General features: G+C 71.7%; 25 protein-coding genes. 8 read left to right on the top strand and 17 right to left on the bottom strand.

Annotated features, from left to right (window positions below; all coding sequences use genetic code 11):
• The first annotated feature begins 16 nt into the window (after window positions 1–16).
• Both VSH64_RS03590 and VSH64_RS03585 read left to right on the top strand, forming a co-directional pair.
• Window positions 17–1213: a lycopene cyclase family protein gene (locus tag VSH64_RS03590; RefSeq protein WP_326834005.1), complete on the top strand. Its 1197-nt coding sequence runs from the start codon at window positions 17–19 to the stop codon at window positions 1211–1213.
• A 466-nt stretch (window positions 1214–1679) separates the two neighbouring features.
• Window positions 1680–3359, top strand: a complete 1680-nt coding sequence (locus tag VSH64_RS03585) for a GGDEF domain-containing protein (protein WP_326834004.1) — start codon at window positions 1680–1682, stop codon at window positions 3357–3359.
• A gap of 59 nt (window positions 3360–3418) precedes the next feature.
• On the opposite strand, the gene VSH64_RS03580 is transcribed toward VSH64_RS03585, so the two are convergent.
• The 6 genes from VSH64_RS03580 to VSH64_RS03555 all read right to left on the bottom strand — a co-directional run bounded on the left by VSH64_RS03580 (window position 3419) and on the right by VSH64_RS03555 (window position 7380).
• Window positions 3419–3970: a snapalysin family zinc-dependent metalloprotease gene (locus tag VSH64_RS03580; RefSeq protein ID WP_326834003.1), complete on the bottom strand. Its 552-nt coding sequence runs from the start codon at window positions 3968–3970 to the stop codon at window positions 3419–3421.
• Window positions 3971–4112: 142 nt separating this feature from the next.
• Window positions 4113–4814: a signal peptidase I gene (gene lepB / locus VSH64_RS03575; RefSeq protein WP_326834002.1), complete on the bottom strand. Its 702-nt coding sequence runs from the start codon at window positions 4812–4814 to the stop codon at window positions 4113–4115.
• A 158-nt stretch (window positions 4815–4972) separates the two neighbouring features.
• Window positions 4973–5752 (bottom strand): signal peptidase I, encoded by a 780-nt coding sequence (lepB, locus tag VSH64_RS03570; protein ID WP_326834001.1) that lies wholly within the window; start codon window positions 5750–5752, stop codon window positions 4973–4975.
• A 73-nt stretch (window positions 5753–5825) separates the two neighbouring features.
• On the bottom strand, window positions 5826–6608 hold the full coding sequence (lepB, locus tag VSH64_RS03565) for a signal peptidase I (RefSeq protein WP_326834000.1): 783 nt from the start codon (window positions 6606–6608) through the stop codon (window positions 5826–5828).
• A 29-nt stretch (window positions 6609–6637) separates the two neighbouring features.
• The gene (locus VSH64_RS03560; protein ID WP_326833999.1) at window positions 6638–6973 is read right to left on the bottom strand and encodes a YnfA family protein; all 336 of its coding nucleotides are present in this window, start codon (window positions 6971–6973) and stop codon (window positions 6638–6640) included.
• Window positions 6970–7380, bottom strand: coding sequence for a hypothetical protein (locus VSH64_RS03555; RefSeq protein WP_326833998.1), 411 nt, complete (start codon window positions 7378–7380; stop codon window positions 6970–6972). The genes VSH64_RS03560 and VSH64_RS03555 overlap by 4 nt, the downstream gene beginning before the upstream one ends.
• Before the next feature lie 59 nt (window positions 7381–7439).
• Between VSH64_RS03555 and VSH64_RS03550 the strand changes: the two genes are divergently transcribed.
• Window positions 7440–8972: an SMI1/KNR4 family protein gene (locus VSH64_RS03550; protein ID WP_326833997.1), complete on the top strand. Its 1533-nt coding sequence runs from the start codon at window positions 7440–7442 to the stop codon at window positions 8970–8972.
• Between the two features lie 238 nt (window positions 8973–9210).
• On the opposite strand, the gene VSH64_RS03545 is transcribed toward VSH64_RS03550, so the two are convergent.
• Genes VSH64_RS03545 through VSH64_RS03515 form a run of 7 tightly spaced genes read right to left on the bottom strand, consistent with a single transcriptional unit; the run spans window position 9211 to window position 15827 of the window.
• On the bottom strand, window positions 9211–9672 hold the full coding sequence (locus tag VSH64_RS03545; protein ID WP_326833996.1) for a metal-sulfur cluster assembly factor: 462 nt from the start codon (window positions 9670–9672) through the stop codon (window positions 9211–9213).
• The gene (gene sufU, locus VSH64_RS03540) at window positions 9669–10118 is read right to left on the bottom strand and encodes a Fe-S cluster assembly sulfur transfer protein SufU (RefSeq protein WP_326833995.1); all 450 of its coding nucleotides are present in this window, start codon (window positions 10116–10118) and stop codon (window positions 9669–9671) included. The genes VSH64_RS03545 and sufU overlap by 4 nt, the downstream gene beginning before the upstream one ends.
• Window positions 10118–11431: a cysteine desulfurase gene (locus tag VSH64_RS03535; protein ID WP_326833994.1), complete on the bottom strand. Its 1314-nt coding sequence runs from the start codon at window positions 11429–11431 to the stop codon at window positions 10118–10120. Before VSH64_RS03535 ends, sufU begins: the two co-directional genes overlap by 1 nt.
• 44 nt (window positions 11432–11475) lie before the next feature.
• Entirely contained in the window at window positions 11476–12246 is a 771-nt protein-coding gene (gene sufC, locus VSH64_RS03530) for a Fe-S cluster assembly ATPase SufC (RefSeq protein WP_326833993.1), read from the bottom strand.
• Between the two features lie 40 nt (window positions 12247–12286).
• Window positions 12287–13459 carry a Fe-S cluster assembly protein SufD gene (sufD, locus tag VSH64_RS03525; RefSeq protein WP_326833992.1) on the bottom strand — a complete coding sequence of 391 codons (1173 nt, stop codon included), beginning with the start codon at window positions 13457–13459 and terminating at the stop codon, window positions 12287–12289.
• A gap of 2 nt (window positions 13460–13461) precedes the next feature.
• Window positions 13462–14910 (bottom strand): Fe-S cluster assembly protein SufB, encoded by a 1449-nt coding sequence (sufB, locus tag VSH64_RS03520; RefSeq protein ID WP_326833991.1) that lies wholly within the window; start codon window positions 14908–14910, stop codon window positions 13462–13464.
• Complete coding sequence (locus VSH64_RS03515) at window positions 14907–15827, bottom strand: helix-turn-helix transcriptional regulator (RefSeq protein ID WP_407655630.1); 921 nt, start codon at window positions 15825–15827, stop codon at window positions 14907–14909. Before VSH64_RS03515 ends, sufB begins: the two co-directional genes overlap by 4 nt.
• 134 nt (window positions 15828–15961) lie before the next feature.
• Here VSH64_RS03515 and mptB point away from each other — a divergent pair, with 134 nt between their 5' ends.
• The 5 genes from mptB to VSH64_RS03490 all read left to right on the top strand — a co-directional run bounded on the left by mptB (window position 15962) and on the right by VSH64_RS03490 (window position 21820).
• Window positions 15962–17590: a polyprenol phosphomannose-dependent alpha 1,6 mannosyltransferase MptB gene (gene mptB / locus VSH64_RS03510; protein ID WP_326837896.1), complete on the top strand. Its 1629-nt coding sequence runs from the start codon at window positions 15962–15964 to the stop codon at window positions 17588–17590.
• A gap of 6 nt (window positions 17591–17596) precedes the next feature.
• Entirely contained in the window at window positions 17597–18523 is a 927-nt protein-coding gene (locus VSH64_RS03505; RefSeq protein ID WP_326833990.1) for an ABC transporter ATP-binding protein, read from the top strand.
• Window positions 18524–18582: 59 nt separating this feature from the next.
• Complete coding sequence (locus VSH64_RS03500; RefSeq protein ID WP_326837895.1) at window positions 18583–19308, top strand: ABC transporter permease; 726 nt, start codon at window positions 18583–18585, stop codon at window positions 19306–19308.
• Window positions 19309–19448: 140 nt separating this feature from the next.
• Window positions 19449–20426 (top strand): COX15/CtaA family protein, encoded by a 978-nt coding sequence (locus VSH64_RS03495; protein WP_326833989.1) that lies wholly within the window; start codon window positions 19449–19451, stop codon window positions 20424–20426.
• A 455-nt stretch (window positions 20427–20881) separates the two neighbouring features.
• The gene (locus VSH64_RS03490) at window positions 20882–21820 is read left to right on the top strand and encodes an acyl-CoA desaturase (RefSeq protein ID WP_326833988.1); all 939 of its coding nucleotides are present in this window, start codon (window positions 20882–20884) and stop codon (window positions 21818–21820) included.
• A gap of 22 nt (window positions 21821–21842) precedes the next feature.
• Here the strand turns inward: VSH64_RS03490 and VSH64_RS03485 are convergent, their stop codons facing one another.
• The 4 genes from VSH64_RS03485 to VSH64_RS03470 are packed head-to-tail and all read right to left on the bottom strand — an operon-like array spanning window position 21843 to window position 25292.
• Entirely contained in the window at window positions 21843–22679 is an 837-nt protein-coding gene (locus tag VSH64_RS03485) for a class II fructose-bisphosphate aldolase (RefSeq protein ID WP_326833987.1), read from the bottom strand.
• Window positions 22676–23572, bottom strand: a complete 897-nt coding sequence (locus VSH64_RS03480) for a 1-phosphofructokinase family hexose kinase (RefSeq protein ID WP_326833986.1) — start codon at window positions 23570–23572, stop codon at window positions 22676–22678. The genes VSH64_RS03485 and VSH64_RS03480 overlap by 4 nt, the downstream gene beginning before the upstream one ends.
• Window positions 23569–24414 carry an ROK family protein gene (locus VSH64_RS03475; RefSeq protein ID WP_326833985.1) on the bottom strand — a complete coding sequence of 282 codons (846 nt, stop codon included), beginning with the start codon at window positions 24412–24414 and terminating at the stop codon, window positions 23569–23571. The genes VSH64_RS03480 and VSH64_RS03475 overlap by 4 nt, the downstream gene beginning before the upstream one ends.
• Window positions 24414–25292 carry an SIS domain-containing protein gene (locus VSH64_RS03470; RefSeq protein ID WP_326833984.1) on the bottom strand — a complete coding sequence of 293 codons (879 nt, stop codon included), beginning with the start codon at window positions 25290–25292 and terminating at the stop codon, window positions 24414–24416. Before VSH64_RS03470 ends, VSH64_RS03475 begins: the two co-directional genes overlap by 1 nt.
• Window positions 25293–25365: the final 73 nt, after the last annotated feature.

Here is a 25365-nt window from a genome sequence, read left to right as displayed (position 1 = left end):
CGGCAAACTCGGAGCGGTGACGGACGTGCTGATCGCCGGCGGCGGCCCCGCGGGGTGGGCGCTCGCGCGCGCCTGCGCCCGGCGCGGCCTCGCGACCACCCTCGTCGACGCCGCGCCGGCGGCGCCGTGGCGCAACACCTACGGCGTGTGGGCCGACGAGCTGCCCGGCCTGCCCCGCGAGACGATCGCGGCGGCGCCCGGCTCGACGGTCGCCTTCGGCACGCGCGAGCACCGGCTCGACCGCGGTTACCTCGTGCTCGACAACGCGGGCCTGCGGTCGTGGCTCACGGCCGCGCCGGTCACGGTCGTGGCCGGGCGGGTGGCGCACGCCGAGCACGGGCGGCACGGCTCCACGGTGGTGCTCGCCGACGACCGGCGGCTCGCCACCGCGGTGGTCGTGGACGCGTCCGGGGTGCACCGCGTGCTGTCCGGCGGGCCGCCGAGGGGGCAGCGCGCGGAGCAGACGGCGTATGGCCTCGTGCTGCCGGCCGCCGAGGCCGAGCGGCTGGTGCCAGGGGCCGCCGACACCGCCGTGTTCATGGACTGGCGCGACGGGGCGCCGAGCTTCCGGTACCTGCTGCCGCTGGGTGACGGCTCGGTGCTGGTGGAGGAGACGTCGCTCGCGCACCGGCCCGGAGTGCCGGTCGAGGAGCTCGCGGCGCGGCTGCGGACGCGGCTCACCGGGGTGGGGTTGCGGCCGCGGGGGCGAGAGGAGCGGGTGCGGATCGTGCTCGATGTACCGGTGCCAGGCCGCGGGACGCTGGGGGCGATCGGCGCAGGGTCGATCGGGGCCGTGGCGTTCGGGGCAGGGGCGTTCGGGGCGGTGCCGTTCGGAGTCGCGGCCGGGCTCGTGCACCCGGCCACCGGCTACAGCGTCGCGACGGCGCTGCGGCTCGCCCCGCGCGTGGCCGCGGCGCTGGCGGGTGCCTTCGAAGCGGGCCCGCCGGCGGCCCGGCGCGCGGCCCACCGGACATTGTGGACAGCCGAGGCCCGCGCCGTGCATTCCCTGCGCCAGTACGGATTGCGCGCTTTGCGCCGGATGTCACCGAGTGAGCTCGCCGAGTTCTTCGACCTGTTCTTCACGTTGCCCGGCGACGCGCAGCGGGCGTACACGTCGGGGCGGGAAGATCTGCCGGGCACGGCGGCGGCGATGGCCCGGCTGTTCCGCGCGGCGCCACCGCGGTTGCGCACGCGTCTGGCCGGCCGAAGGTGATCACCGACCGAACGCGATTCGGCACAGTGCGTTGAAAGGCAGGTGTGGGAAAACCGGACGTCGGAAGACCCGGTGTTCGGAGACAGCCGGGAACCGGGCCGGAATCGACGCCCGAATGCGCGGGTGCGCAGCCGGGAGCGGTGCCACATGCGGAACCGGCGCGCCGGGCGGGGTGCGTTCCGCGAATTCCGTATCCGAAACTTCTTCGAGTTGTCGATCAAGGCAGGCGCGGACGGAGCCGCTGGTCACTGGCGCGAACCACACCACCACGTACCGTGTGCGGGCGCGTGCGCTCCCAGAGCGAAGACGGGAATTTTCACACTTCCGAACGGCGGATGGAAATCCATCCCGAACGGGTGATCACTGCCGATTCCGCTAGTGCGATTGAGGTAAACCAGGTTCCCGCACGGTGAACATCTGCTGACAACGGTTTCGTTTCCGCGCGAGAGGATGCGACGATCTCCGGGTGACGACGCCCCGTGCGGTCCGGTTCGCCTTCCAGCCGATGTACAGCCTGCACACCGGCGGCGTTGTCGCGTACGAAGCGCTCGCCCGGCCCGGCAAGGGCACCGCCCACGAGCTGCTCGCCGAAGCCCGCCGCGCGGGCCGCCTCGCCGAGGTCGACCTGGGCCTGGCCGCGGCCGCGGTGCGCCAGGAAGCCGAGCGCCCGAGCGCGCTGCCCCTGCACCTGAACATCTCCGCCCGCACGCTCGCGTCGGGCCCCGCCGCGTTCGACGAGCTGATCACCGAGCTCGGTGCGGCCGGGCGCCGCACGCGCGACGTGGTCCTCGAGATCGGCCCGCCGTTCACGCACCTGCCCGGAGATCGCCTTCTGGGCGGTATGCGGGCTTTGTCGGAGCTGGGGTTCCGGCTGGCGCTCGACGGACTCGGCCGCGGCGACCTTCCGCTCGCCCTGCTGGCCCAGGCGCCGGTGGATTTGGTGAAACTCGACCGGAGCGTGCTGCGCGGTCTGCCGGACGAACCGGCTTCGGTCGCGGTCGTCGAATCGCTGCTGCACTTCACGACCCGCACCGGTATCCGGCTCGTCGCGACCGGCATCGAGACCGGCCCGCAGCTCGACGCCGCGCAGAGCCTCGGCGTGCGCATCGCGCAGGGCAACCTGCTGGCGCCGCCGGCCGCGCACCGCAGCGCGACCTCGGCCGGCGCCGTGGTGCCCGACGACCGCCGCTCGCCCGCGCCGCCCACCGCCCCGAAGGTCGGCGACTTCCTGCGCCCGGCCACCACGCTGCCCTCCGACGCGACCTGCGACGACGTGCGCGAGGTCCTCGCGGCGGCCGACGCTCCCACCGGCGTGGTCGGCGTCGACCAGCACCACCGTCCACAGTGGTCGGTGGATCGCACGCGGTTCCTGGTCGCCGTGACCGGCCCGTACGGCCACGCGCTGCACGCCAAGCGCCCGGCCGAGCGGCTGGCGGACAAACCGCACACCATCGACGCCACGGCGAGCGCGCTGGAATTCCTCGAGCTGGTGACCGACGCCGACTGGGGCCGCACCGGCGACGACGTGGTGGTGGTCGACAACGCGGGCCGCGCCGTCGGCGTGGTGCTGGTGACCGAGGTGGTCCGCGGCGTGGCCGAGCTCAAGGTCGAAGAGGCCGTGACCCTCAACCCGCTCACCCGGCTGCCGGGCAGCGAGAGCGTCGCGCGCGACATCGAACGCCGCATCTCCACCGGCGAGCAGTTCGTGGCGGCGTGGCTCGACGTCGACTCCTTCAAATCGGTGAACGACAATGCCGGCTTCGCGGCGGGCGACGACCTCATCCGTGCCCTCGGCGAGACCCTCACCGGCCTCTCGCGCCGCCTGCCGCGCATGCGCGTGAGCCACGTCGGCGGCGACGACTTCCTGATCGTCTGCGACGTGGACGAGATCGGCACCGTGGCCGGCGCCCTGCTCGACACGCGCTGGTCGGCCGAGGGCATGCCCGTGACCGTGTCGCTGGCCACCCTCGTGTGCGGCAGCGGCTCCATCCCGTCCTACCGCGAAGCCTCCCGACTGCTCGCCCCGCTGAAGAAGCGCGCCAAAGCGGTGCCCGGCTCGAGCTGGGTGCTCAGCCGTCCGGGCTCCGACCGCGTCGAGGTGCTGCGCGGCATCGGCCGCGACGTGGCGGTGAGCCGCTCCGCTTGAAGGGGCGCCGGGCCGCCGCCCCAGGGCCCGCCCGGCCCCGGAACGGCACCCGGTCCTCGTCAGTAGACGCCGGCAGTCACGCGCGTACCCACGCCCTTCACACCCCCGAACCCGTTGCGCCACAGCTGCTGCACCTTCGCCGCCTCGGCCGCGCTCGGCTTGGCGTTCGTGCACGACGTGCCCGGCCCGTGCCCGGACATCAGCTCGGAGCACGGCCCCTCGTAGTCGTCGGGCAGGCCCAGGTTGTGGCCCAGCTCGTGGGCCGCGATCCGCGTGGGATCGAAGCCCTCGGCCACCTGGGACGTGTCGAGGTACACGTCGCCGTGCCCGTGTCCGTCGGTCTGCGTGTACGACCCGCCGCTGTGGATCTCGTGGATCACCACGGTCGCCCCGGACGAGCGCTTCACCAGCTTCACGTCCGTCACGGCCGCGTTCCAGTTCGCCGCGCCCTGATCGATCTGCGCGACGTAGTCCGGTGCCCCGGTCGACGAGTAGTACACCGTCGTCGTGGCGGCGGCCTGCGCTGCCGGCCCCGCGATCGCCCCGACACCCAGTGGCGCCGCCACTGCCAGCGCGATCGCCGCGATGCGCCCGAACCCGCGTGCCCTCATTCGCGTCTCCTTCACCGACTCGTCCGGTCCGGTCACCGGTAATCCGGTAACTGTGGTTCGAACCACGAGGTTAGGAGTTCACCATTCGCCGGGCCACGTCCGAAAGTAGGTGACCCGGCACGGTCCGTCATCACGGGACCGCTCAGTACAGGGGTGGGCCCGCGGCCGCCCTTCGCCGTCTTCGCCCGGAGCGCGCGATGGTCACGATCAAGCCGACGAACCCGAGCAGGAACAGCGCGACCCCGCCGGTGACGAAGCGCCGGTCCGTGGTGAGACCGGTGTCCGCCGTGGCCGCGCCGGGCAGGCCGGCGTCGGTGAAGGCCGTGGTGGGGGTGAGGTTCACGGAGTTCAGCACCGTCCCCCGCGCGACGATCACACCGTCCACCTTGGACAAGGGAATGGCGCCGCCACCGCGCTCGAAGACGAACCTGCGGGAATCCTCGAAGATGTCCCGCCGGTCGCCGGCCACGAAGATCGAACCCGGCGGCACCTGCGCCGAGAAACCCCGGGCGGCGTCCGAGGGCGGCACCGCCGGATCGAGGTAGGGCTCGGTCACGGACTTGCCGTTCACCTGCAGGCGGTCGTCGGGCCCGCAGCAGACCACCCGGTCACCGCCGACGGCGATCACCCGGCTGAGGAGGTGGTAGCCCGCCGGCACGTCGGGGAACGCGTCGAGCTGGACCAGGACCAGGTCGCCCCGGTGGAGGTCGTGGCTGCCGGCCCAGTGCATGACCATGGGCTCGCCGGACTCGACCGTGGGTTCCATGTCCCGTTCGTCGATGCGCACCGTGGTGTAGCCGAACAGGTTCAGCGCCCCGGTCACCGCGAGCGCGGGACCGGTCACGACGAATACCACGAAAAGCGCCAGGAACGGCGAAAACCGGCGCCTGCGAGACGGCGCCGCCGGTGGCGCCGGGAAGTCGGTCACGCCCCTCTATCGGGCCGGTCGTGCCTTCGTTACGCGGGATTCCGGGCCCTGCCACTCGACCGGTCCGGGCGTGATCACTGCCAGGGTGGGCCGGCCGCGTTCCGCCGTTTCCGAGCGGACCGCACGCGGGTCACGATCGCGCCGGTGAAGCCGAGCAGGAACACCAGCACCCCGCCGGCGACCAGCAGACGGCCGGTGATCGGACCGGTGTCCTCGGTGGACAGTCCGGTGAACCCCGCAGCGGTGAACGCGGTGGTGGGCTCGACCGTGTCGGGCCAGAAGAAGCTTCCCGTCGCCACCACCACACCGTCCACCTCGGACAGCGGAATCGCGCCGCCCCCCGGCACACCCGGCTTCGCGTACACGCGCGAATCGAATGTGTTGTCCCGCTCGTCGCCCGCGACGATGACCGAGGCCGGCGGCACCTTCGTCTCGAAGGGCAGGGCCGCGTCGGCGGCCGACACGGTGGGATCGAGATACGGCTCGACGATCTGCTTGCCGTTCAGCACGATCCGCTTGTCGAGGTCGCAGCACCGGATCTCGTCGCCGGCGACCGCGATCACCCTCTTCAGCACCACGCCGCGGGCGTTGTCCTCGAGGGCGTCGGCCTCGAGGATGACCAGATCACCTCGGTGGATCTCCCGACTCGGGCGGTAGACGGCCGCGCTGCCCGGCGCGACGGTCGTGCCCATCGAATCCTCCCGGACGGTCGCGACCCGGTAGCTCAGCACCTCGACGAGCCCGGCCACGGCGAGCGCGACCCCGGCCACGAGGACAACGAGGAACATCGCGAGAACCGGCGAGAACCGGCGGTCGCGGGACGCCGCCGCCGGCGCGGGCGGGAAGTCGGTCACGCCCCTCTATCGGGCCGGTCCGGCCGGCGTTACGCGGGGCAGCCAGGCCTGTCGTGCACCAGCCCGTGTTCGGTCACTGCCAGGGCCGGCCCACGGCCGCTTTCCGCCGTTTCCCCGCGGCCCGCACCCCGGCCACGATCGCGCCGACGAACCCGAGGAGGAACACCAGCACCCCGCCGCCCGCGAGGTAGCGCGCGGAGGCGAGGCCGGTGTCCTCGGTGGACGCGCCCGGCAGGCCGGCGTCGACGAACGCGGTGGTGGGTTGGAGGTTCTCCGTGGAGAACAGGGTTCCGGTGGCGATGACCACGCCGTCCACCTTGGACAGTGGGATGGCGCCCGCGCCGGGAGCATTGGTGTAGATGCGGGAGTCGTTGGAGTTGTCCCGCGTGTCGCCCGCCACGAAGATCGTGCCCGGCGGCACCTGCGCGCTGAACGCCACTGCCGCGTCCGCGGGTGACACCTTCGGGTTGAGGTAGGGCTCGGTGATCGGCTTGCCGTCGACCTCGATCCGGTGGCCGGGATCGCAGCACTCCACCCGGTCGCCGCCGACGGCGATGACTCGCGAGAGGCGCAGGCCGCCAGGCGCGCCGGGCAACCCGTCGGCATCGAACACCACGAGATCACCACGGTGGATCTCCTGGCCCGCTCCCGAGTTGTAGACCACTTTGCTGCCCGGCGGGACGGTGGCCGCCATCGCGCCGCCGGGCACGGCCACCACGTGGTAGCCGAACATCTTCACGATCCCCGTCGCGGCGAGCACGACCCCGGCCACCAGGACAACGAGGAACATCGCCAGCAGCGGCGAGAACCGGCGCGTGCGGGGCGGCGCCGCCGGCGCCGGCGGGAAGTCGGTCACCGTGATCTATCGCGGGCGTTCTGCGCGCGTTACCCGGTTCGCGGCGCGTACATGATCACCGCGACGCCGGCGAGGCACAACAGCGCGCCGATCACGTCGAACCGGTCGGGCCGGTAGCCGTCGGCCACCATGCCCCAGGCCAGTGAGCCGGCCACGAAAATCCCGCCGTAGGCGGCCAGGATGCGCCCGAAGTGCGCGTCGGGCTGCAGGGTGGCGACGAATCCGTAGAGCCCGAGCGCCACGATGCCGCCGCCGATCCACGCCCAGCCGCGGTGCTCGCGCACGCCCTGCCAGATCAGCCACGCGCCGCCGATCTCCAGCACGGCGGCGGCGACGAACAGCGCGATCGACTTGAGGACCGTCACCGGCCGAAGGGGCTCACGTAGGAGCCGGTGTCGAACTGCGCGGTCATCGGTGTCCACGTGGAACCCACGGCGAACGTGACCGCGCCGGCCAGCGCGACCGCACACGTCAGCGCACCGAGCAACGCACCCACCCGGGCCAGGTCGCCATCGTGCTCCCGGGCCCCGCCGGTGACCCCGAGCACGATCGCCAGCACGCCGGCCAGCAGCGCCAGGAAGAACAACGCGCCCAGCACGAGCAGGAACACCTGCGCGACGATCGGGTACACCGGCCCGCCCAGGACCCGCGGCCGCACGAGCAGCCACGCCACCCACGTCGAGGCCGCCAGCACGAAGCTCACCGCCGCGATCGCCGTGGCCGCGATCGCGAGGCCACGCCGGGGTCTGGTCTGGTTGTCCGGTTCGGTCATGCCCCAGTCTTAGCACCCGCCGCCGGTTTTCGTCGGACCTTCGCGCTAGCTTCACCGCCATGGACTTCGTCAAGATCGCGCGGGAACTGGCGACCGCGTTGCAGGAGGCCGCCGGCACCGAGGACGCGGTGCTGAAGGTGCGCGCCACCGGTGGCTCCCTGGCGCTCGACGCCTGGTCCGCCTCCCGCGACCACATGCGGGTGAGCGGCAGCGCGCTGCGCGGCCTCTTCGACGCCACGCCCGGCACGTACGAGCTGCGATTGCGCCACGACGGCACCTACACGTTCGCGGCCGGCGGCGCCCTCTCCCCCACCGGCGACGGCTGGCTCGTGTTCGACGAGGACTTCCGCTACCCCGGCCACCCGCTGCCCGGTCTGCCCCGGCCCGCCGCGGCCGCGCCGACCGGAGCGCCGACGGATCCGGCCGTGCTCGCGGAAATCACCGCGCTGGGCACCGAGTTCACCACGCACTACACGCGGATCACCGGCCACGCGCCGCAGTGGCCGGCCGGCCGGACCGAAGCCGACCTCGCCGCCGCCGAAGCGCGGATCGGCGCGCGGCTGCCCGAAGACCTGCGCGCCCTCTACCGCCTCGCCGACGGCGATCCCGAAGAGACGGCCTTGCTGGGCCCGTACTCGTGCAACCCCCTCGACCGCGTGGTGGCCGACCACCTCGAAGGCACGCCGGGTGCGTATGGCTGGGAAGATGCCGTGTCCGACACCGGCGTGGTTTTCGACCCACCGCCGTTCGGACACGTGAAACGCCTGTCCCGCAACGACTGGTGGATCCCGTTCGGCAGCGACCGCGCGATGAACTACCTGTGTGCCGACCTCGATCCGGGCCCGACCGGCACCGCGGGGCAGGTCCTGGAGTTCGGCCGCGACATCCACGGACCGCTCCGGTACGTCGCGCCGTCGATCACCGCGATGCTGCGGGAAGTCGTGGAAGCGCTGCGCGAAGGCCGCTACACCTACGAAGACGAGGAGTACCTCGAACCCGAGGTCACCCTGCGCGAGGACAAAGTCCGCACCCACAGCGAGATCTTCAACCGCGCCCTCCACGAGGTCACCGATCCCGGGCTCGTGCAGCAGGTCTACCTCAACGACCTCGCCGTGCTGGATCTCGCTGTGCTGCAAGGCTTTCCCGCCGTGCGCGAGCTGCGCGTCAACCGCGCCGGCACCGTGACCGGCGGCCTCGCCACGCTGCCCGCGCTCGAAGCACTGCGACTGGAAGCGGCGGAGGCGGACCTCGACGCGTTCGCCGGGCACCCGCTCTGGCGGCTGGAGCTCAAGGGCCTCGCCCGGTCCGTCGCGCTGCACCGGCTCGCCGCGCTGCCGAACCTCATCGCGCTCGACGTCGCCGGAGTCGACGTGCCGGAGATCGACCGGATCGCCGAGCTGCCCCACCTGCGGGTGCTCGCCGTCTCCCCCGCGCAGCTAACGCACCTGCTCACCTCGGGCGCGCCCTTGCCCCGCCTCGCCGCCCTGCGGGTGGACCCCCGCACGCCGCTCACCGAGGCCGCCGCCCTCTGGAGCCGCTTTTCCCCTGGCCGCGAAGCACCCTGGTACACCGAATCGACCGGTCGCGTATAGGCCGTTATACAACCAGTGGGGCATCCGCAAACGTAGTACGGGCCACCTCGCTTCCGCGGTACAGCAAGGCGAAGGCCTGGTCGTGGCCGTGTGGGCAGCCCGCGCCGGCCGGCCGATGGCACCGCGCGTGATGGCCGCACAGCCACCGTATAGGCCGTTATACAACCAGCAAGTCCACCCACAACGCAGAACAGGCCACCTCGCTGCGAGCGAAGTGGCCTGTTCCCCGGGAAAAAGCTCAGACGGTGAAGCCGAGCGCCCGCAGTTGTTCGCGGCCGTCGTCGGTGATCTTTTCCGGGCCCCACGGCGGCATCCAGACCCAGTTGATCCGGAAGTCGCTCACGAGGCCGCCGGAGGTCAGCGCCGCCGAGGTCTGGTCCTCGATCACGTCGGTGAGCGGGCAGGCCGCCGACGTGAGCGTCATGTCCAGGGTGGCGGAGTTGTCGTTCTCCACGCGGATGTCGTAGACCAGGCCGAGGTCGACGACGTTGATCCCGAGCTCGGGGTCCACGACGTCGCGCATCGCCTCTTCGATGTCCTCGATCTTGGCGATGTCGGCGGGCACCGACGCGGCCTGCTCGGGCAGGTCGGCGGCGGTGCGCCCCTCGCGGGCGGAGTCCGTCGAGACCGCTGTCGTATCCGGGGCCGCCGTCGTATCCGGGGCAACAGTCTCTTCCGGGGCCACAGTTTCTTCGCTCATGCCTTCTCAGCTCCAGTGGTGGTGCGGGCCACGGCGTCCTTGAACGCCATCCAACCGAGGAGGGCGCACTTCACGCGCGCCGGGTACTTCGCGACGCCGGCGAACGCGATGCCGTCCTCCAGCACGTCTTCGTCGGGCTCGATCTTGCCCCGGCCCTGCATCAGCTCCACGAAGGCGTCCATGGTGGTGAACGCCTCCTCCACGGTGTGGCCGGTCACGAGGTCGGTCAGCACCGAAACGGAAGCCTGGCTGATCGAGCAGCCCTGACCTTCGTACGACACCTGCTCGACCTTGCCGTCGGACACCTTCACCCGCAGCGTGACCTCGTCGCCGCAGGTCGGGTTGACCTGGAACGACTCCGCGTCGAACGGGTCGGCCAAGCCGCGCCCGTGCGGGTTCTTGTAGTGGTCCAGGATGATCTCCTGGTACATGCTCTCGAGGTTCATCACGCCACTCCGAAGAACTTCTGCGCCTCGCGGATCCCGTCCACGAGGGCGTCCACTTCGGACAGGGTGTTGTAGAGGTAGAACGTGGCGCGCACGGTGGCGGGCACCGAGCAGGCGCGGTGCAGCGGCCACGCGCAGTGGTGGCCCACGCGCACGGCGATGCCCAGGCTGTCGAGCACCTGACCGGCGTCGTGCGGGTGCACGCCGTCGATCACGAACGCCACGGCGCCGCCGCGGTCGACCGAGTCGGTCGGCCCGACGATGCGGACGCCGTCGATGGCACTGATCCCGGCCAGCGCGTGCTCGGTGAGCAGGTGCTCGTGGGCCGCGATGCGGTCCATGCCGATCGCCGAGAGGTAGTCGACGGCCGCGCCGAGGCCGATGGCCTGCGACGTCATCGGCACGCCGGCCTCGAACCGCTGCGGCGGCGGCGCGAACGTGGAGCCCTCCATGCGCACCAGCTCGATCATCGAGCCACCGGTGAGGAACGGCGGCATCGCTTCGAGCAGCTCGCTGCGCCCGTAGAGCACACCGATGCCGGACGGCGCCAGCATCTTGTGCCCCGAGAACGCCGCGAAGTCCACGTCGAGCGCACCCAGGTCCACGGCCCCCTGGCCGTAGACACCGTGGGGCACCGACTGGCACGCGTCGAGCACCGTGAGCGCGCCGACCGACTTGGCCTTGGCCACGAGCACGTCGACCGGGTTGATCGTGCCGAGCACGTTGGACTGGTGCGCGAAGGCGACCAGCTTCGTGCGCGGCGTGATCAGCTCGTCGAGCTCGGAGAGGTCGAGCCGGCCTTCGGGCGTGACCTTGAACCACTTCAGCGTGGCCCCGGTGCGCTGGCACAGCTGCTGCCAGGGCACGAGGTTCGCGTGGTGCTCCATCTCGGTGATCACGATCTCGTCGCCGGGACCGACCCTGAAGCGCTCGGCTTCCGGGCCCGCCGTGGTGGCGTTGCTCATCGCGTACGCCACGAGGTTGATGCCCTCGGTGGCGTTCTTGGTGAACACGAGCTCTTCCGGGGAGGCACCGACGAACTCCGCGATCCGCGCGCGGGCGGACTCGTAGGCGTCGGTGGCCTCCTCGGCGAGCTGGTGCGCACCGCGGTGCACGGCCGCGTTGGAGGTCTCGAGGAACGCGCGCTCGGCGTCGAGGACCTGCACGGGGCGTTGCGAGGTCGCGCCGGAGTCCAAGTACACCAAGGGTTTCCCGTCGCGCACGGTGCGGGACAGGATGGGGAAGTCGGCACGCAGTGCCGCCACGTCAAGGGGAACAGAGTTGGTCGGGCTGTTCGAGGCCGTGGTGGTCATCGAGCCAACTCCTCTCGGTGTAGTCGGGAACTTCCTGCGAAAACTCAGAGGGCGGCGGGCTCGGCCTTGCCCACGTACTTCACGTAGCCGTTCTCCTCCAGCTCGTCGGCGAGCTCCTTGCCGCCGGACTCGACCACGCGCCCGTCGGCGAACACGTGCACGAAGTCCGGGGTGATGTGCCGGAGGATGCGGGTGTAGTGCGTGATCAGCATGACGCCGACCTCGCTGTTGTTCTTGTACTCGTTGACCCCGTCGGAAACCACGCGCAGCGCGTCGACGTCGAGGCCCGAGTCGGTCTCGTCGAGGATGGCGATCTTCGGCTTGAGCAGCGCCAGCTGCAGGATCTCGTGACGCTTCTTCTCACCGCCGGAGAAGCCCTCGTTGACCGAGCGCTCGGCGAACTCCTGCGAGATCTCGAGCTTGCCCATCTCCTCCTTGACCTCCTTGATCCAGTGGCGCAGCTTGGGAGCCTCGCCACGGACCGCGGTGGCCGCGGTGCGGAGGAAGTTGGACATCGAGACGCCGGGCACCTCGACGGGGTACTGCATGGCCAGGAAGAGGCCGGCGCGGGCGCGCTCGTCCACGCTCATCTCGAGCACGTTCTCGCCGTCCAGCAGCACCTCACCGGAGGTCACCTGGTACTTCGGGTGGCCGGCGATGGCGTAGGACAGGGTGGACTTGCCCGAGCCGTTGGGCCCCATGATCGCGTGGGTCTCGCCCGACCGGATGGTCAGGTTCACGCCCTTCAGGATCTCCTTCGCACCCTCCTCGGTGTTGACCGAGGCGTGCAGGTCCTTGATTTCGAGGGTAGCCATTCTCAGTTCCTAAAAGTCTGATGTGGACGGACGAGGGGGCTCAGGCGCCCACTGCTTCGAGCTCGGCCTCGATCGCGGCCTCGAGGCGCTCGCGCACCTCGGGAACGTCGATCTTGACCAGGATCTCGTGGAAGAACCCGCGCACGACCAACCGCCGCGCGGAGTCTTCCGGGATCCCGCGCGACAGCAGGTAGAACAACTGCTCGTCGTCGAACCTTCCCGTCGCGCTCGCGTGGCCGGCGCCTTCGATCTCGCCGGTCTCGATCTCCAGGTTCGGCACCGAGTCCGCCCGCGCACCCGGCGTGAGCACCAGGTTCCGGTTGAGCTCGTAGGTGTCGGTGGCCTCGGCGGCCGCCCGGATCAGCACGTCCCCGATCCACACGCTGTGCGCACCGTCACCCTGCAGCGCGCCCTTGTACATCACGCGCGACTTGCAGTTGGGCACCGCGTGGTCCACGAACAGCCGGTGTTCCTGGTGCTGCCCGGCGTCGGAGAAGTACACGCCCAGCATCTCCACGTCGCCACCGCGCTCGGCGAAGGCCGCGGTCGGCGAGATGCGGACCAGGTCACCGCCCAGGGTGATCACGATGTGCTTGAGCGCCGCGTCGCGGCCGAGCTTGAGGTGCTGCTCGGACACGTGCACCGCGTCGTCGGCCCAGTCCTGCACGCTGACCACGGTGAGCTTCGCCGAATCGCCGACGACGAACTCCACGTTGTCGGCGTAGGTGCCCGAACCGACGTGGTCGAGCACGATCACGGCCTGCGCGAACGCCTCGACGCGGACCTGCAGGTGCCCGTAGGCGACCTGGCCCTCGCCGGGGCCGTGGATGCGCAGCACCGACGGCTTCGACGCGGCGGTCTCCTTCGGCACCGTGACCACGGTGGCCTGGGTGAACGACGAGTAGGCCTGGGCCGCGATCCGGTCGCTCGGCACGCCGGCCTCGCCGAGGCGGGCGTCGTCGCGGCCCACGGTCTCGATCTTCAGCTCGGGCGCGGCGTCGGCGTCCAGCGTGGTCTCGCCGGAGGCGACCGCGCTGCCGTCGTGCAGGCCGCGCAGCCGCTTCATGGGCGTGAACCGCCAGTTCTCCTCACGTCCGCCGGGAACCTCGAAGGCCTCGACGTCGTAGGAGGTGAAGCGCTCCGCGCGGGAGGCGGCCGGGACGACCGCTCCCTCGCGCATCGCTTCGGAAACGTTGTTCTCGGTAACCGACATGACTAGCCGACGGACCCTTCCATCTGGAGCTCGATCAGGCGGTTCAGCTCGAGCGCGTACTCCATCGGCAGCTCACGCGCGATGGGCTCCACGAACCCGCGCACGATCATCGCCATCGCCTCGGCCTCGTCGAGACCGCGCGACATCAGGTAGAACAGCTGCTCTTCGCTGACCTTGGACACCGTGGCCTCGTGGCCCATGGACACCTCGTCGTTGCGGATGTCCACGTACGGGTAGGTGTCCGAGCGCGAGATCGTGTCGACCAGCAGCGCGTCGCAGACCACCGACGAGCGCGAGTGGTGCGCCCGCTTGGCGACCCGCACGAGACCGCGGTAGGACGTGCGGCCACCGCCGCGCGCCACCGACTTCGACACGATGGTCGAGGAGGTGTGCGGCGCGAGGTGCTCCATCTTGGCGCCCGCGTCCTGGTGCTGGCCCTCGCCCGCGAACGCGACCGAGAGGACCTCGCCCTTGGCGTGCTCGCCCATGAGGAACACCGACGGGTACTTCATCGTGACCTTGGAGCCGATGTTGCCGTCGATCCACTCCATGGTCGCGCCCTCTTCGCACTTGGCGCGCTTGGTGACCAGGTTGTAGACGTTGTTCGACCAGTTCTGGATCGTCGTGTAGCGGCAGCGACCGCCCTTCTTCACGATGATCTCCACGACCGCCGAGTGCAGCGAGTCGGACTGGTAGATCGGGGCGGTGCAGCCCTCGACGTAGTGCACGTAGGCGTCTTCGTCGACGATGATCAGGGTCCGCTCGAACTGGCCCATGTTCTCGGTGTTGATGCGGAAGTAGGCCTGCAGCGGGATGTCCACCTTCACGCCCTTGGGCACGTAGATGAACGAGCCGCCGGACCACACCGCCGTGTTCAGCGCGGAGAACTTGTTGTCACCGGCCGGGATCACGGAGCCGAAGTGCTCCTGGAAGATCTCCGGGTGCTCCTTGAGCGCGGTGTCGGTGTCCAGGAACAGCACACCCTGGGCCTCGAGGTCCTCGCGGATGGAGTGGTAGACGACCTCGGACTCGTACTGGGCGGCGACACCGGCGACGAGACGCTGCTTCTCCGCCTCGGGGATGCCCAGCTTGTCGTAGGTGTTCTTGATGTCCTCGGGCAGCTCTTCCCAGCTGGCAGCTTGCTTCTCGCTGGAGCGCACGAAGTACTTGATGTTGTCGAAGTCGATCCCGGAGAGGTCGGCGCCCCAGTTGGGCATCGGCTTCAGCTCGAAGAGCTTGAGGGCCTTCAAGCGGGCTTCGCGCATCCACTCCGGCTCGGACTTCTTCCCGGAGATGTCGGTGACGACATCCTCGTTGAGTCCGCGACGGGCGCTGGCGCCCGCCTCGTCGGAGTCGGCCCAGCCGAACGCGTACTTGCCCAGGGACTCGATGGTCTCTTCCTGGCTCAGTGGCGCGGTGGTGGGAGTGCGCTGCTCGGCAGCGGCAGTCATGCGGGTTTCCCTCCAGTCGGGATCCGTGCGGTGCGCCCCTGGGCCGTCCGCGCCGGCTGCGTCGCCGCAACCGCCTCGGTCGTCCCGGAGGGCCTGGTGCTGTCCGGCTCGGGAAGGGCCGGGATACCCGACGTTGCGACGGGTACGTGTGTGGTGCACGCGTTGTCACCGCGTGCGATCGTCGCCAGCCGCTGCACGTGCGTGCCGAGCAGCCGGGCGAACGCCTCGGTCTCGGCCTCGCACAGCTGCGGGAACTCCGCGGCGACGTGCGCGACCGGACAGTGGTGCTGGCAGAGCTGGGCCCCGGCGACCGCGCCGGCCGGCTGGCTCGCGGCGGTGCCGACCTGCTGCTGACCTGCGCCGACCTGACGGGTCGACGCAGCGTAGCCCTCCCGGGTGAGCGCCGTGGCCAGGGCCTCGGCGCGCTCCGCGGGATCACTCGAACCGGTGATGGCCGAGCGGTGCGGGCCCACCAGCGCGTCGACGCGGCTCTCGGCGAAGGCGCGCACGGCGTCCTCCCCCGCGTGTTCGGCGAGGAAGCGGATGGCCGACACCGCGAGGTCGTCGTAGGCGTGGCCGAACCGGGCGCGGCCCGACTCGGTGAGCAGGAAGAACTTGGCCGGGCGGCCGCGCCCGCGCGGTCCGCGCCGGGGCGCGTCGCGGGTCTCGGCCTCGCCGTCGGCCACCAGCGCGTCGAGGTGCCGGCGCACGGCCGTGGGGCTGATGCCGAGCTGTTCGGCGACCACGACGGCGGTCATCGGGCCCTGTTCGAGCAGCAGGCGCGCGACCTCGTGACGAGTGCGCCCTTCGAGCGTGTTGACCTGGCTGACCTGCACAGGAACGCCGAGATCCGCGGCGCGCGGCTGATCGCCGTGCTCCTCGCAGACCTCTCCCTCAGGCGTCCCGTTCTTTTTCACAACACAAGTGTGTCTTATTTCGTCCGCAGGGGCAAAGGCGGGGTGTGCGGCAGTGACCCGAGTCACGGAAGACCGGAGTCGATACCCTTCCTGACGTGGCAGTCGGCGAGCACCCCGTGCAGCGGGACCCGGAAGTGGGCCTACCCGGCGACACGGCGACGGCCGTGGCGCCGCCTTCGCCCGTGCTCCCGCGCGAGCCGCAGCCACTCGACCAGGCGGAACACCGCGGTCTCGGCGTGGTCCGCCGCTTCGGCACGGTCGGCTCGCTCTTCCTCGCGCTCGGCTCGCTCGGCGCGGGCGCGGCGCCCGTGATCAACCCGGTGCAGGACCTGCCGGTGCTGCGCCTGTTCACCCGCATCCCCACCGTCTCGCTCGCCATGGCGTTCTCCGGCATGGGCATCCTCGTGCTGAGCTGGCTCATGCTCGGCCGCTTCGCGCGGCCCGCGAGCGCGCGCCTGGCCAGCCAGGGACAGCTCGCGCGCACGATCGCGATGTGGGTGGCGCCGCTGCTGCTCATCCCGCCGCTGTTCTCCCGCGACGTGTACAGCTACCTCGCGCAGAGCGAGATCGTGCACCGCGGGATGGACCCGTACGCGCTGGGTCCGGCGCAGGCGCTCGGCGTGGCCGACCCGCTCACCGCGGGCGTGGCCAACATCTGGCGCGAGACGCCGGCGCCGTACGGGCCGCTGCTGCTGCGCATCGGGGGCTGGCTCGCGCCGGTCGGCGGCAACGACATCGTGCTGGGCGTGCTGCTGCAGCGCGCGCTCGCGCTCGTCGGCGTGGTGCTCATCGTGTGGGCCGTGCCGCGGCTCGCGCGCCGCTTCGGCGTGCAGCCCGCGACCGCGCTGTGGCTGGGCGCGGCCAACCCGCTGCTGATCTTCCACTTCATCGCCGGCGCCCACAACGACTCGCTCGCCATCGGCCTCATGGTGGCCGGGCTGGAGGTCGGCATCCGGCGCCTGCCGGTGCGCATCAAGGGCGACACCCCACCGCCGCTGGCCAAGGGCGAACTGCTCTGCATCGCACTCGGCGTCGTGATCATCACCCTGGGCGCGGCGGTCAAGGTGCCCGCGCTGCTCGCGCTGCCGTTCTTCGCGGTGATGGTCGCGCGGCGCTGGCACGGCAGTATCAAGGACCTCGTGCGGGCCGGGCTGCCGATGGCGCTGCTGTTCGGCGCGGTGCTCGTCGGCGTCTCCTACGGCACGGGCCTGGGCTTCGGCTGGATCGGCGCGCTCGGCACCCCGGGTCTCGTGCGCTCCTGGATCTCCCCCACGGCCGAACTCGCGAACCTCACCGGGGTGCTCGGCATCGCGCTCGGGCTCGGCAACCACACGGACGCGCTGGTGCCCATCACCGGTGCGCTCGGGTACCTCGTGACCGCGTTCGTCACCGTGAAGTTCCTGTGGGCCAGCTTCAAGTGGCGCTACCGGCCCATCATCGGGCTCGGGGTCGCGCTCGGCGCCGCGATGATCCTGCAGATCAACCTGCAGCCGTGGTACGTGCTCTGGGCGGTGATCCCGCTCGCGGCCGCGGCCGGCACGTCCCGCTTCCGGGTGGTGGCCACCGTGGTGAGCGCCGGGCTGCCGTTCCTGCTGCCGCCCACGGGAAGCACGTTCGACGGCCACGCCTACATCCTGCCGTGGGCCTACGGCGCGGCGGTGCTCGTGACGCTCGGCGGGCTCGCGTGGGTGTACCGCGTTTCGCCGATGCTGCTGTCGAGGACGTCCCCGGAACGGCCCCCCGTCGCGGACGTCGTATCGTAATTCGTTGTGGACAACCCCGCCGTCGAGATCACCGGCCTGGTGAAAAGCTACGGCTCCACCACCGCGGTCGACGGGCTCGACCTGCGGATGGAGCGTGGCTGCCTGCTGGCCCTGCTCGGGCCCAACGGCGCGGGCAAGACGACCACCGTCGAGATCTGCGAAGGATTTCGCAAGCCGGACGCCGGAAAAGTCCGGGTTCTCGGCCTCGATCCCGTGAAGGACAGCGCCCGGCTGCGCCCGCGCGTCGGCATCATGCCGCAGGGCGGCGGCGCCTACCCCGGCGTGCACGCCGGCGAGATGCTCGGCCTGGTCGCCTCCTGCGCGGCGAACCCGCTCGACCCCGCGTGGCTGCTCGACGTGCTCGGGCTCGCCGGTGCGAAACGCACACCGTTCAAACGGCTTTCCGGTGGGCAGCAGCAACGGCTTTCGCTCGCGTGCGCGCTCGTGGGGCGCCCCGAGCTGGTGTTCCTCGACGAGCCGACCGCGGGCATGGACCCGCAGGCGCGGCGCCTGGTGTGGGAGCTGCTGGCCGCGCTGCGCGCCGACGGCGTGAGCGTGCTGCTCACCACGCACCTGATGGAAGAGGCCGAGGCGCTGGCCGACCAGGTGGTGATCGTGGACCACGGCAAGGTCGTGGTGCAGGGCTCGCCCCACGCGCTCACGCTGGAAGAGGGCGACGCCGCGCAGCTGCGGTTCCGCGCGCGCACCCGGCTCGACCTCACGCTGCTCACCGCGGCGCTGCCCGAGGGCTACCGCGTGAGCGAGTCCTCGCCGGGTTCCTACCTGGTCGAAGGCGCGGTCGATCCGCAGGTGGTGTCCACCGTCACTTCGTGGTGTGCGCAACAGGGTGTGCTGCCCGAACAGCTGCAGGTGGGCCGCCGCACGCTGGAAGAGGTTTTCCTCGAGCTGACCGGACGGGAGCTGCGGGCGTGAGTACGACGTTCCCGGAAGGCACTTTCACCCCCGCGCCGGGCCGCGGGCCGCTGGGCCGGATGCTGCGCACGCACGCGCGGGTCGAGGCCGCGTTGACGCTGCGCCACGGCGAGCAGCTGCTGCTCACGCTGATCATCCCGCTCGCGCTGCTCATCGGCCTGAGCCTGCTCGACGTGCTGCCCGCGAGCCAGCTGGGCTCGGCGTCCAAAGTGGACTGGATCACGCCGCGGATCCTCGCGCTGGCCGTGATGTCGTCGGCGTTCACGGGCCAGGCCATCGCGCTCGGCTTCGACCGCCGCTACGGCGTGCTCAAGCGGCTCTCGGCCACCGCGCTGCCCCGCTGGCTGCTCGTGGCCGGCCGGGTGGTGGCCGCGCTCGTGGTGGTGGTGCTGCAGTCGGTGGTGATCGGTGTGGTGGCGGCGTTCCTGGGCTGGTCGCCCTCCGGCGCCGGGATCGCGTCGGCGATCGTGCTGCTGGTGCTGGGCACCGCCGCGTTCGGCGCGCTGGGTGTGCTGCTCGGTGGCGCGCTGCGGGCCGAGGCGGTGCTGGCGCTGGCCAACATCGTGTGGTTCGTGCTGCTGCTGGCCGGCGGCATCCTGCTGGCTCCGTCAGCGCTGCCGAGCGGGCTCGGTGTGGTGGTTTCCCTGCTGCCGTCGGGGGCGTTGGCCGAAGGGCTGCGCTCGGCGTTGGTGGACGGTCACTTCGCGGCCGGGCCGATGGCGGTGCTCGCGGTGTGGGCGGTCGTCGCCGGTCTGGTCGCGACGCGGACGACGAAACTCACCTGAGTTCTTTCGCGCTCGGCGTGAGTTCCGCCATAGCGGAAATGGACTTCCCGCGCGGACAACCGAATTCGCGAGTGCGCGGACAAATGCGCGTGCTCGTGCCGTGAGAAGTGGCCCGAACGCGCGCGAGTACGATTCCGCTCGTGCCCCTTCGCAGTTTGATCGCCCGCCTGCCCTATCCGACCGCCGGCGTGCAGCAGGCCGTCGGAATAGCGTCCGTGGTGGCGATGGGCGGCATCGGCGTCACGGGGTCCGTCGTGCGGGTCACCGGTTCGGGCCTCGGCTGCCCGACGTGGCCGCAGTGCGTGCCCGGCAGCCTCGTACCGGTGCACGACCCCGGGATCGACGTGGCCCGGCAGTGGATCGAGTTCTCGAACCGCATGCTCACCGGCGCGGTCATCGTGGTCGCCGCGCTCGCGGTCCTCACGGCGTGGCGCATCCTGATCGACCACCCGAGCCGCAAGCGCCTGCTGGTGCTGGCCTGGACGATGCCGGGCGGCGTCGTGCTGCAGGCCGTGCTCGGCGGCATCACCGTGCTGGCGAAGCTGGAATGGTGGACGGTCGCGATCCACTTCCTCGCGTCCACGCCGTTGATCTGGCTCGCCGTGCTGCTGCTCAAGGCGTTCCGCGAAGGCGACGAACCCGCCCGCCCGCTCGTCCCCGCACTGGGCCGCAAGGTACTGGTGGTGCTCACGGTGCTCATGTGGGCCGTCCTCATCGCCGGCACCACCGTCACCGGCGCGGGCCCCCACAGCGGTGACATCCACACCCACCGCCTCGACGCGCCCATCGAGAAGCTCGCCCAGGCCCACAGTGGACTCCTGATCGTGTACCTCGTGGTCCTCGCGGTGTTCGGCCTGCAGCTCATGCGCGTCGGCGCGGCGAAGGGCGTGTGGCAGCGCTACGCGTGGGTGTGGGGCGTCGCGCTCGCGCAGGGTGTGCTCGGCACCGTGCAGTACGCGCTCGGCGTGCCCGAGGCCATGGTCTCCTTCCACGTCCTCGGCTCGGCCCTGGTCATCGTCGTCACCGCCAACCTGTGGACCGGCACCCGCGACCGCGGCCCGGTCGTGTCGCGGACCCCGGCGCCGCCGGTGGAACAGGAACTGACGTCGGCGAGCTGACTTTTGTGGGCGGCGCGGCTCCTTGATCGCGTGCTGCCCCGGAAGGCCACGCCTTCTCCTGCTGGGCCGGGTCATCTCTGTCAAACGCTCGTCGCCACGCTCGGAACGAACACAGCGGCGTCGGCGAAGGTGCGCCGTGGCCGCGGAGCCCCGCTGGGCCGATGACTTCCCCCGGCCGGCTGGAACACCGTCGGCCGGAGCCGCTCAACCGGCAGCCGAACGCGCGCTCGCTTCAACCCAGCGCTCGCCGCCACGCCCGTGCACCGGCACCCCGGCCAACCGCGAACCCATCCCGGCCCACCAACCCCGACGGCGGCGCGGCTCCTTGATCGCCTGCCGCCCCGGACGGCCACGCCTTCGTAACTCCGCGTCGGTTCGGAGTCGGCGTAGCGGACAGAACGGGCGGTTACCGTTCGGGTCGGAATCGCCATCCGAAGCGCCGCGAGGTGACGCTCATGACGTCCGTCCCGTCCAGCACCGTGAAGCCACTGATCTCCGGACGCCGGGGACCGGCGGAGATGATCGTGCTCAAGACTTTCCTGCTGGTGCCCTTCGTGGCGCTGGTCGCGGCGGTCCCCCTGTTGTGGGGGTGGGGGCTGAGCTGGGTCGACGCGGCACTGTTCGTGGTCTTCTACACCTTCGCGACGCTCGGCGTCACCGTCGGCTACCACCGCTACTTCACGCACGGCGCGTTCAAGGCGCCGCGCGCGCTGCGGATCGCGCTGGCCGTGTCCGGCAGCATGGCCGTGCAGGGCTCCGTGATCTTCTGGGTGGCCAGCCACCGGCGCCACCACGCGTTCGCCGACCGGGAGGGCGACCCGCACTCGCCGTGGCTGTTCGGCACGACGCCGGCGGCGCTGGCGCGCGGGTTCTGGCACGCGCACATGGGCTGGATGTTCAAGCGCGAGGTGACCAACGCCGACCGCTTCGCCCCGGACCTCGTGGGTGACCGCGACCTGCGCGTGGTGAACCGGTTCTTCGCGCTGTGGATCGTGCTCAGCGTCGGGCTGCCGGCCGCGCTCGGCGGGCTCATCACGATGTCCTGGTGGGGCGCCGCCACGGCGTTCTTCTGGGCGGGCCTGGTGCGCATCGCGCTGCTGCACCACGTGACGTGGTCGGTGAACTCGATCTGCCACCTCGTCGGCGACCGCCCGTTCGCCAGCCGCGACAAGGCCGCGAACTTCTGGCCGCTCGCGATCCTGTCCATGGGCGAGTCGTGGCACAACTCGCACCACGCCGACCCGACCTGCGCGCGCCACGGCGTGCTGCGGGGTCAGGTCGACGTGGCCGCGCGGACGATCTGGCTGTTCGAACGCTTCGGCTGGGCCACCGACGTTCGCTGGCCGCGGGCGGATCGCCTGGCGGCCAAGCGGAAGCAGCCGGCCACCGTCTGAGCCGGGTCACCGCGACCGGCGCTCAACCCGCCAGCAGCTTCAGCAGGCGCGCGGTCTCCTCCGCCACGGCCGCGCGCCCGAGCCGCACGTACTTGCGCGGGTCGACGACCTCGGGCCGCTCGTCGAGGAACTGCTTGAGCGAGCGGGTGAACAGCCCGTTGAGGTGCGTCGAGATGTTGACCTTCGTCATCCCGCTCTCGACCGCACCACGCAGCTCCTCGTCGGACAGCCCGGACGAACCGTGCAGCACCAGCGGCACACTCACCGCGTCACGCAGCTTCGCCACCAGCGCGCGATCGACGCTGGCGGTGCGCGACACCATCGCGTGCGACGTGCCGACGGCCACTGCCAGCGCGTCCACGCCGGTGGCCGCGACGAACGCCACGGCCTCGGCCGGGTCGGTGCGGGCGCCGGGCGCGTGCACGCCGTCCTTGCCGCCGACCTCGCCGAGCTCGGCCTCCACCGCGACCCCGGCGGCGTGGCACAGGTCGGCGATCTCCCGCGTGGTGCGCACGTTCTCCTCGTACGGCAGCCGGGAGCCGTCGTACATCACGCTGTCCACGCCGAGTTCGAGGCCTTCGCGCACCAGCGCGGTGTCCTCGATGTGGTCCAGGTGCACGAGCACCTCCACCGACGCCTGCCGCGCGATCTCCAGCGACGCGAGCGCGATCGGCGCGAGCCCGCCGTGGTAGCGCACGCAGTTCTCGCTGATCTGCAGCACCACGGGCACGCCGGCCTGCTCGGCGCCGCTCGCGATGGCCTCGGCGTGTTCGAGCAGGATCACGTTGAACGCCCCGACCGCGGAGCGACGCTCCCGCGCCGACGCGAGGATCCGGGTGAGAGCCGGGCGGGTGATCATGCGGGTTCTCCGTTCGAGTCGAGAAAACGTCGGTAAGCGCCGAAATCGACTTCACCGGCGACCGGGCGCAACACGGCCGCGGCGCCGAGCGCGGCGGCGCGGCGAAGTCCTTGTACGAGCGGAAGTCCCGCCACGAGCGCGGCCGCGAGCCCGGCCGTCGCCGCGTCGCCGGCGCCCGTCGGATTTCCGCTGACGCCGGGCACCGCGGGAACTTCCACCACTTCCGAAGCGGTGTGCGCGGCGATGCCCTCGGCACCGCGCGAAACGACCACGATCCCGGCACCGAGCCGGGCCAACTGCTCCGCTCCGGCACGTTCGTCCACAGTGGACGTCGCGTCGAGCAGCTCGCCGAGGTTCGGCTTCACCACGTCCGCGCCGGCCTTCGCCGCGGCGAGCAACGCCGGCCCGGACACGTCGGCGAGCACCCGCACCCCGGCCCGGTGCGCCGCGCGCACCCACTCGCCGAGCAGCTCCGGAGCCGCCCCGCGGGGCAGCGACCCGGACACCACCAGCAGGTCCGCCCCGGCCAGGTGCCGGTCGAGCAGCGCACCGAACCGCGCCCACTCGGCCTCGCTGGTCTCCGGCCCGGGCTCGGTGAACACGGTGGGGTGCCCCTCCCCCACCACCGTCACCGTCGTGCGCGTCTCGCCGTGGAGCGCGCTGACGTCGTGCGGCACCTGGAGCTGCCCGGCGACCCACCGCCCGGCCTCCCCGCCGAGCGGCAGCACCGCCGTGACGGCGACGCCCAGCCCGGCCAGCACGTGCGCCACGTTCAGCCCCTTGCCGCCGGGCCGGCGCTGCACGTCGAGCACCCGGTTGGTCTCGCCGGGCTCGTGCCGGGCCACCCGGTAGGTGACGTCGACCGCCGGGTTCGGGGTCACCACCACGATCACCGCGCCACGCTCCCGGCGAGCAAGTCGTGCGCCAGCAGCGTCGCGCCAAGGACCGCGGCCGTGTCGCCGTGGTGCGCGCGGCGCAGCGCCGGGGCGCGCAGGATGCCGAGGCGGCCGGTGACTTCCCGGGCAAGGGGGTCGAGCAGCAGCGCGCCGGACTCCGCGAGGCCGCCCCCGAGGACCACGATCGCGCAGCCGACGGCCGCCGTCGTCCAGGCGACGGCTTCGGCCAGCGCCCGCACGCACGAGCGCCACGCGGCCGCGGCGGCGCTGTCCCCCGCGCGGACGCGTTCGGCGACGGTGAGCGCGTCCGGCGCCCCCACCGCACGAGCCAGCGCCGACGCCGAAGCGACTTCCTCGACCCGGCCACCGCCGGGCAGCAGCACCTGACCGATCTCGCCGGCCCACGGACTGTCCAGCACCCGGCCCTCGACCACCAGCGCCCCGGCCAGCCCGGTGCCGACCGCGGCGAACAGCACCGGCTCGGCACAGCCGGCGGCGGCCCCGGTGCGCACCTCGGCCAGAGCCCCGGCCCGCACGTCCTGCCCGAACGCGAGCGGCACACCCACCTCGGCGGCCACGAGATCCCGCACCGGCACGTCGTGCCAGCCCAGGTTCACGGCCTGCAGGCACACCCCGGTGCGCTCGTCGACGATGCCCGGCACCACCAGCCCCACCGCGTCGACCGGGTACCACTCGGTCGCGCGGCGCACGAGCGCCGCCAGGGCTTCCGGGTCGCCGGTCGGCGTGGGCTCGCGCCACTGCGCGAGCACCGCGCCGTCGCCGGCGGTCACGCGCGCCTTCACCGTGGTGCCGCCGACGTCGACACCCAGCACGGCCATCAGGTGAGGATCACCGAGCGGGTGAGCGAGCGCGGGTGGTCGGGGTCGAGCCCGCGCCGCTCGGCCAGCGCGATGGCGAACCGTTGCGCCACCACCAAAGCCGCCATCGGGTCGAAGTCGTGGTGCACGAACTTCGCGCCGGTGCGGGCGATGTCCTCGGCCAGCCCCTCCGGCGTCTCGCCGAGCGACCACACCAGGCGGCCGGGCTGCGCGATCGCGATCGGGCCGTGGCGGTAGTCCATCGCCGGGTACGACTCGGCCCAGAACTGCGCGGCCTCCCGCGTCTTCAGCGCCGCTTCGAAGGTGAGGCCCACGGCGGCGTCACGCCCCACGAAGCTCACCTGCTCGGCGTCGAGCAGGTCGGCGATCGGCACCTGCAGCGCCTGCTCGGCCTGCACCGCCAGCTGCTCGACGTCGTCGCCGAGGCCCGCGCGCAGCAGCGCGAGCGTGGTGGTCGCGAACCGCGTCTGCACCACGGATTCCTCGTCGGCGAAGGGAAGTTCCACCACCTCGCCGGCGACCGCGGCGGCCGGCGCGTCGCCGACGGCCGTGATCAGCACGGTGCGCTGGGAGCCGAGCGCGCCGAGCAGGTCCACGATCTCGGTCGTGGTGCCGGAGCGCGAAATCGCCACCACGCGGTCGTACTGGCGCTCGCGCGGGTACTCGGACCCGGCGAACGCGTCGGTCAGGCCGTGGCCGCGCTGCTCGCGCGCGACGGCGTAGCTCATGGCGATGAACCAGCTGGTGCCGCACCCGACGACGGCGACGCGTTCCCCGGGCTGCGGCAGCGCGCTCGCCACGGAGGGGAACAGCTCGGCCGCCGTGCGCCACATCTGCGGTTGGGAAGCCAGCTCACGGGACACGAAGGAGTCGGACATGGAGACCTTTCGAGCCAAGGGCGATCGACGTGATCGCAGACGTGAGCATAGACGATCATTCTTGATTGGAGTG

The sequence above is a fragment of the Amycolatopsis rhabdoformis genome, assembly GCF_035918295.1.
Classification (GTDB): Bacteria; Actinomycetota; Actinomycetes; order Mycobacteriales; family Pseudonocardiaceae; genus Amycolatopsis; species Amycolatopsis rhabdoformis.
This window is presented reverse-complemented; position numbering and strand designations above follow the sequence as displayed.

What these genes read in the sequence shown, in the direction of transcription:
- VSH64_RS03580 (WP_326834003.1), bottom strand. Translation starts at nt 3,970, where the DNA reads ATGAGGGCACGCGGGTTCGGGCGCATCGCGGCGATCGCGCTGGCAGTG.
- VSH64_RS03555 (WP_326833998.1), bottom strand. Translation starts at nt 7,380, where the DNA reads ATGACCGAACCGGACAACCAGACCAGACCCCGGCGTGGCCTCGCGATC.
- VSH64_RS03550 (WP_326833997.1), top strand. Translation starts at nt 7,440, where the DNA reads ATGGACTTCGTCAAGATCGCGCGGGAACTGGCGACCGCGTTGCAGGAG.
- VSH64_RS03545 (WP_326833996.1), bottom strand. Translation starts at nt 9,672, where the DNA reads ATGAGCGAAGAAACTGTGGCCCCGGAAGAGACTGTTGCCCCGGATACG.
- sufU (WP_326833995.1), bottom strand. Translation starts at nt 10,118, where the DNA reads ATGAACCTCGAGAGCATGTACCAGGAGATCATCCTGGACCACTACAAG.
- VSH64_RS03535 (WP_326833994.1), bottom strand. Translation starts at nt 11,431, where the DNA reads ATGACCACCACGGCCTCGAACAGCCCGACCAACTCTGTTCCCCTTGAC.
- sufC (WP_326833993.1), bottom strand. Translation starts at nt 12,246, where the DNA reads ATGGCTACCCTCGAAATCAAGGACCTGCACGCCTCGGTCAACACCGAG.
- sufD (WP_326833992.1), bottom strand. Translation starts at nt 13,459, where the DNA reads ATGTCGGTTACCGAGAACAACGTTTCCGAAGCGATGCGCGAGGGAGCG.
- sufB (WP_326833991.1), bottom strand. Translation starts at nt 14,910, where the DNA reads ATGACTGCCGCTGCCGAGCAGCGCACTCCCACCACCGCGCCACTGAGC.
- VSH64_RS03500 (WP_326837895.1), top strand. Translation starts at nt 18,583, where the DNA reads ATGCTGCGCACGCACGCGCGGGTCGAGGCCGCGTTGACGCTGCGCCAC.
- VSH64_RS03490 (WP_326833988.1), top strand. Translation starts at nt 20,882, where the DNA reads ATGACGTCCGTCCCGTCCAGCACCGTGAAGCCACTGATCTCCGGACGC.
- VSH64_RS03485 (WP_326833987.1), bottom strand. Translation starts at nt 22,679, where the DNA reads ATGATCACCCGCCCGGCTCTCACCCGGATCCTCGCGTCGGCGCGGGAG.
- VSH64_RS03475 (WP_326833985.1), bottom strand. Translation starts at nt 24,414, where the DNA reads ATGGCCGTGCTGGGTGTCGACGTCGGCGGCACCACGGTGAAGGCGCGC.
- VSH64_RS03470 (WP_326833984.1), bottom strand. Translation starts at nt 25,292, where the DNA reads ATGTCCGACTCCTTCGTGTCCCGTGAGCTGGCTTCCCAACCGCAGATG.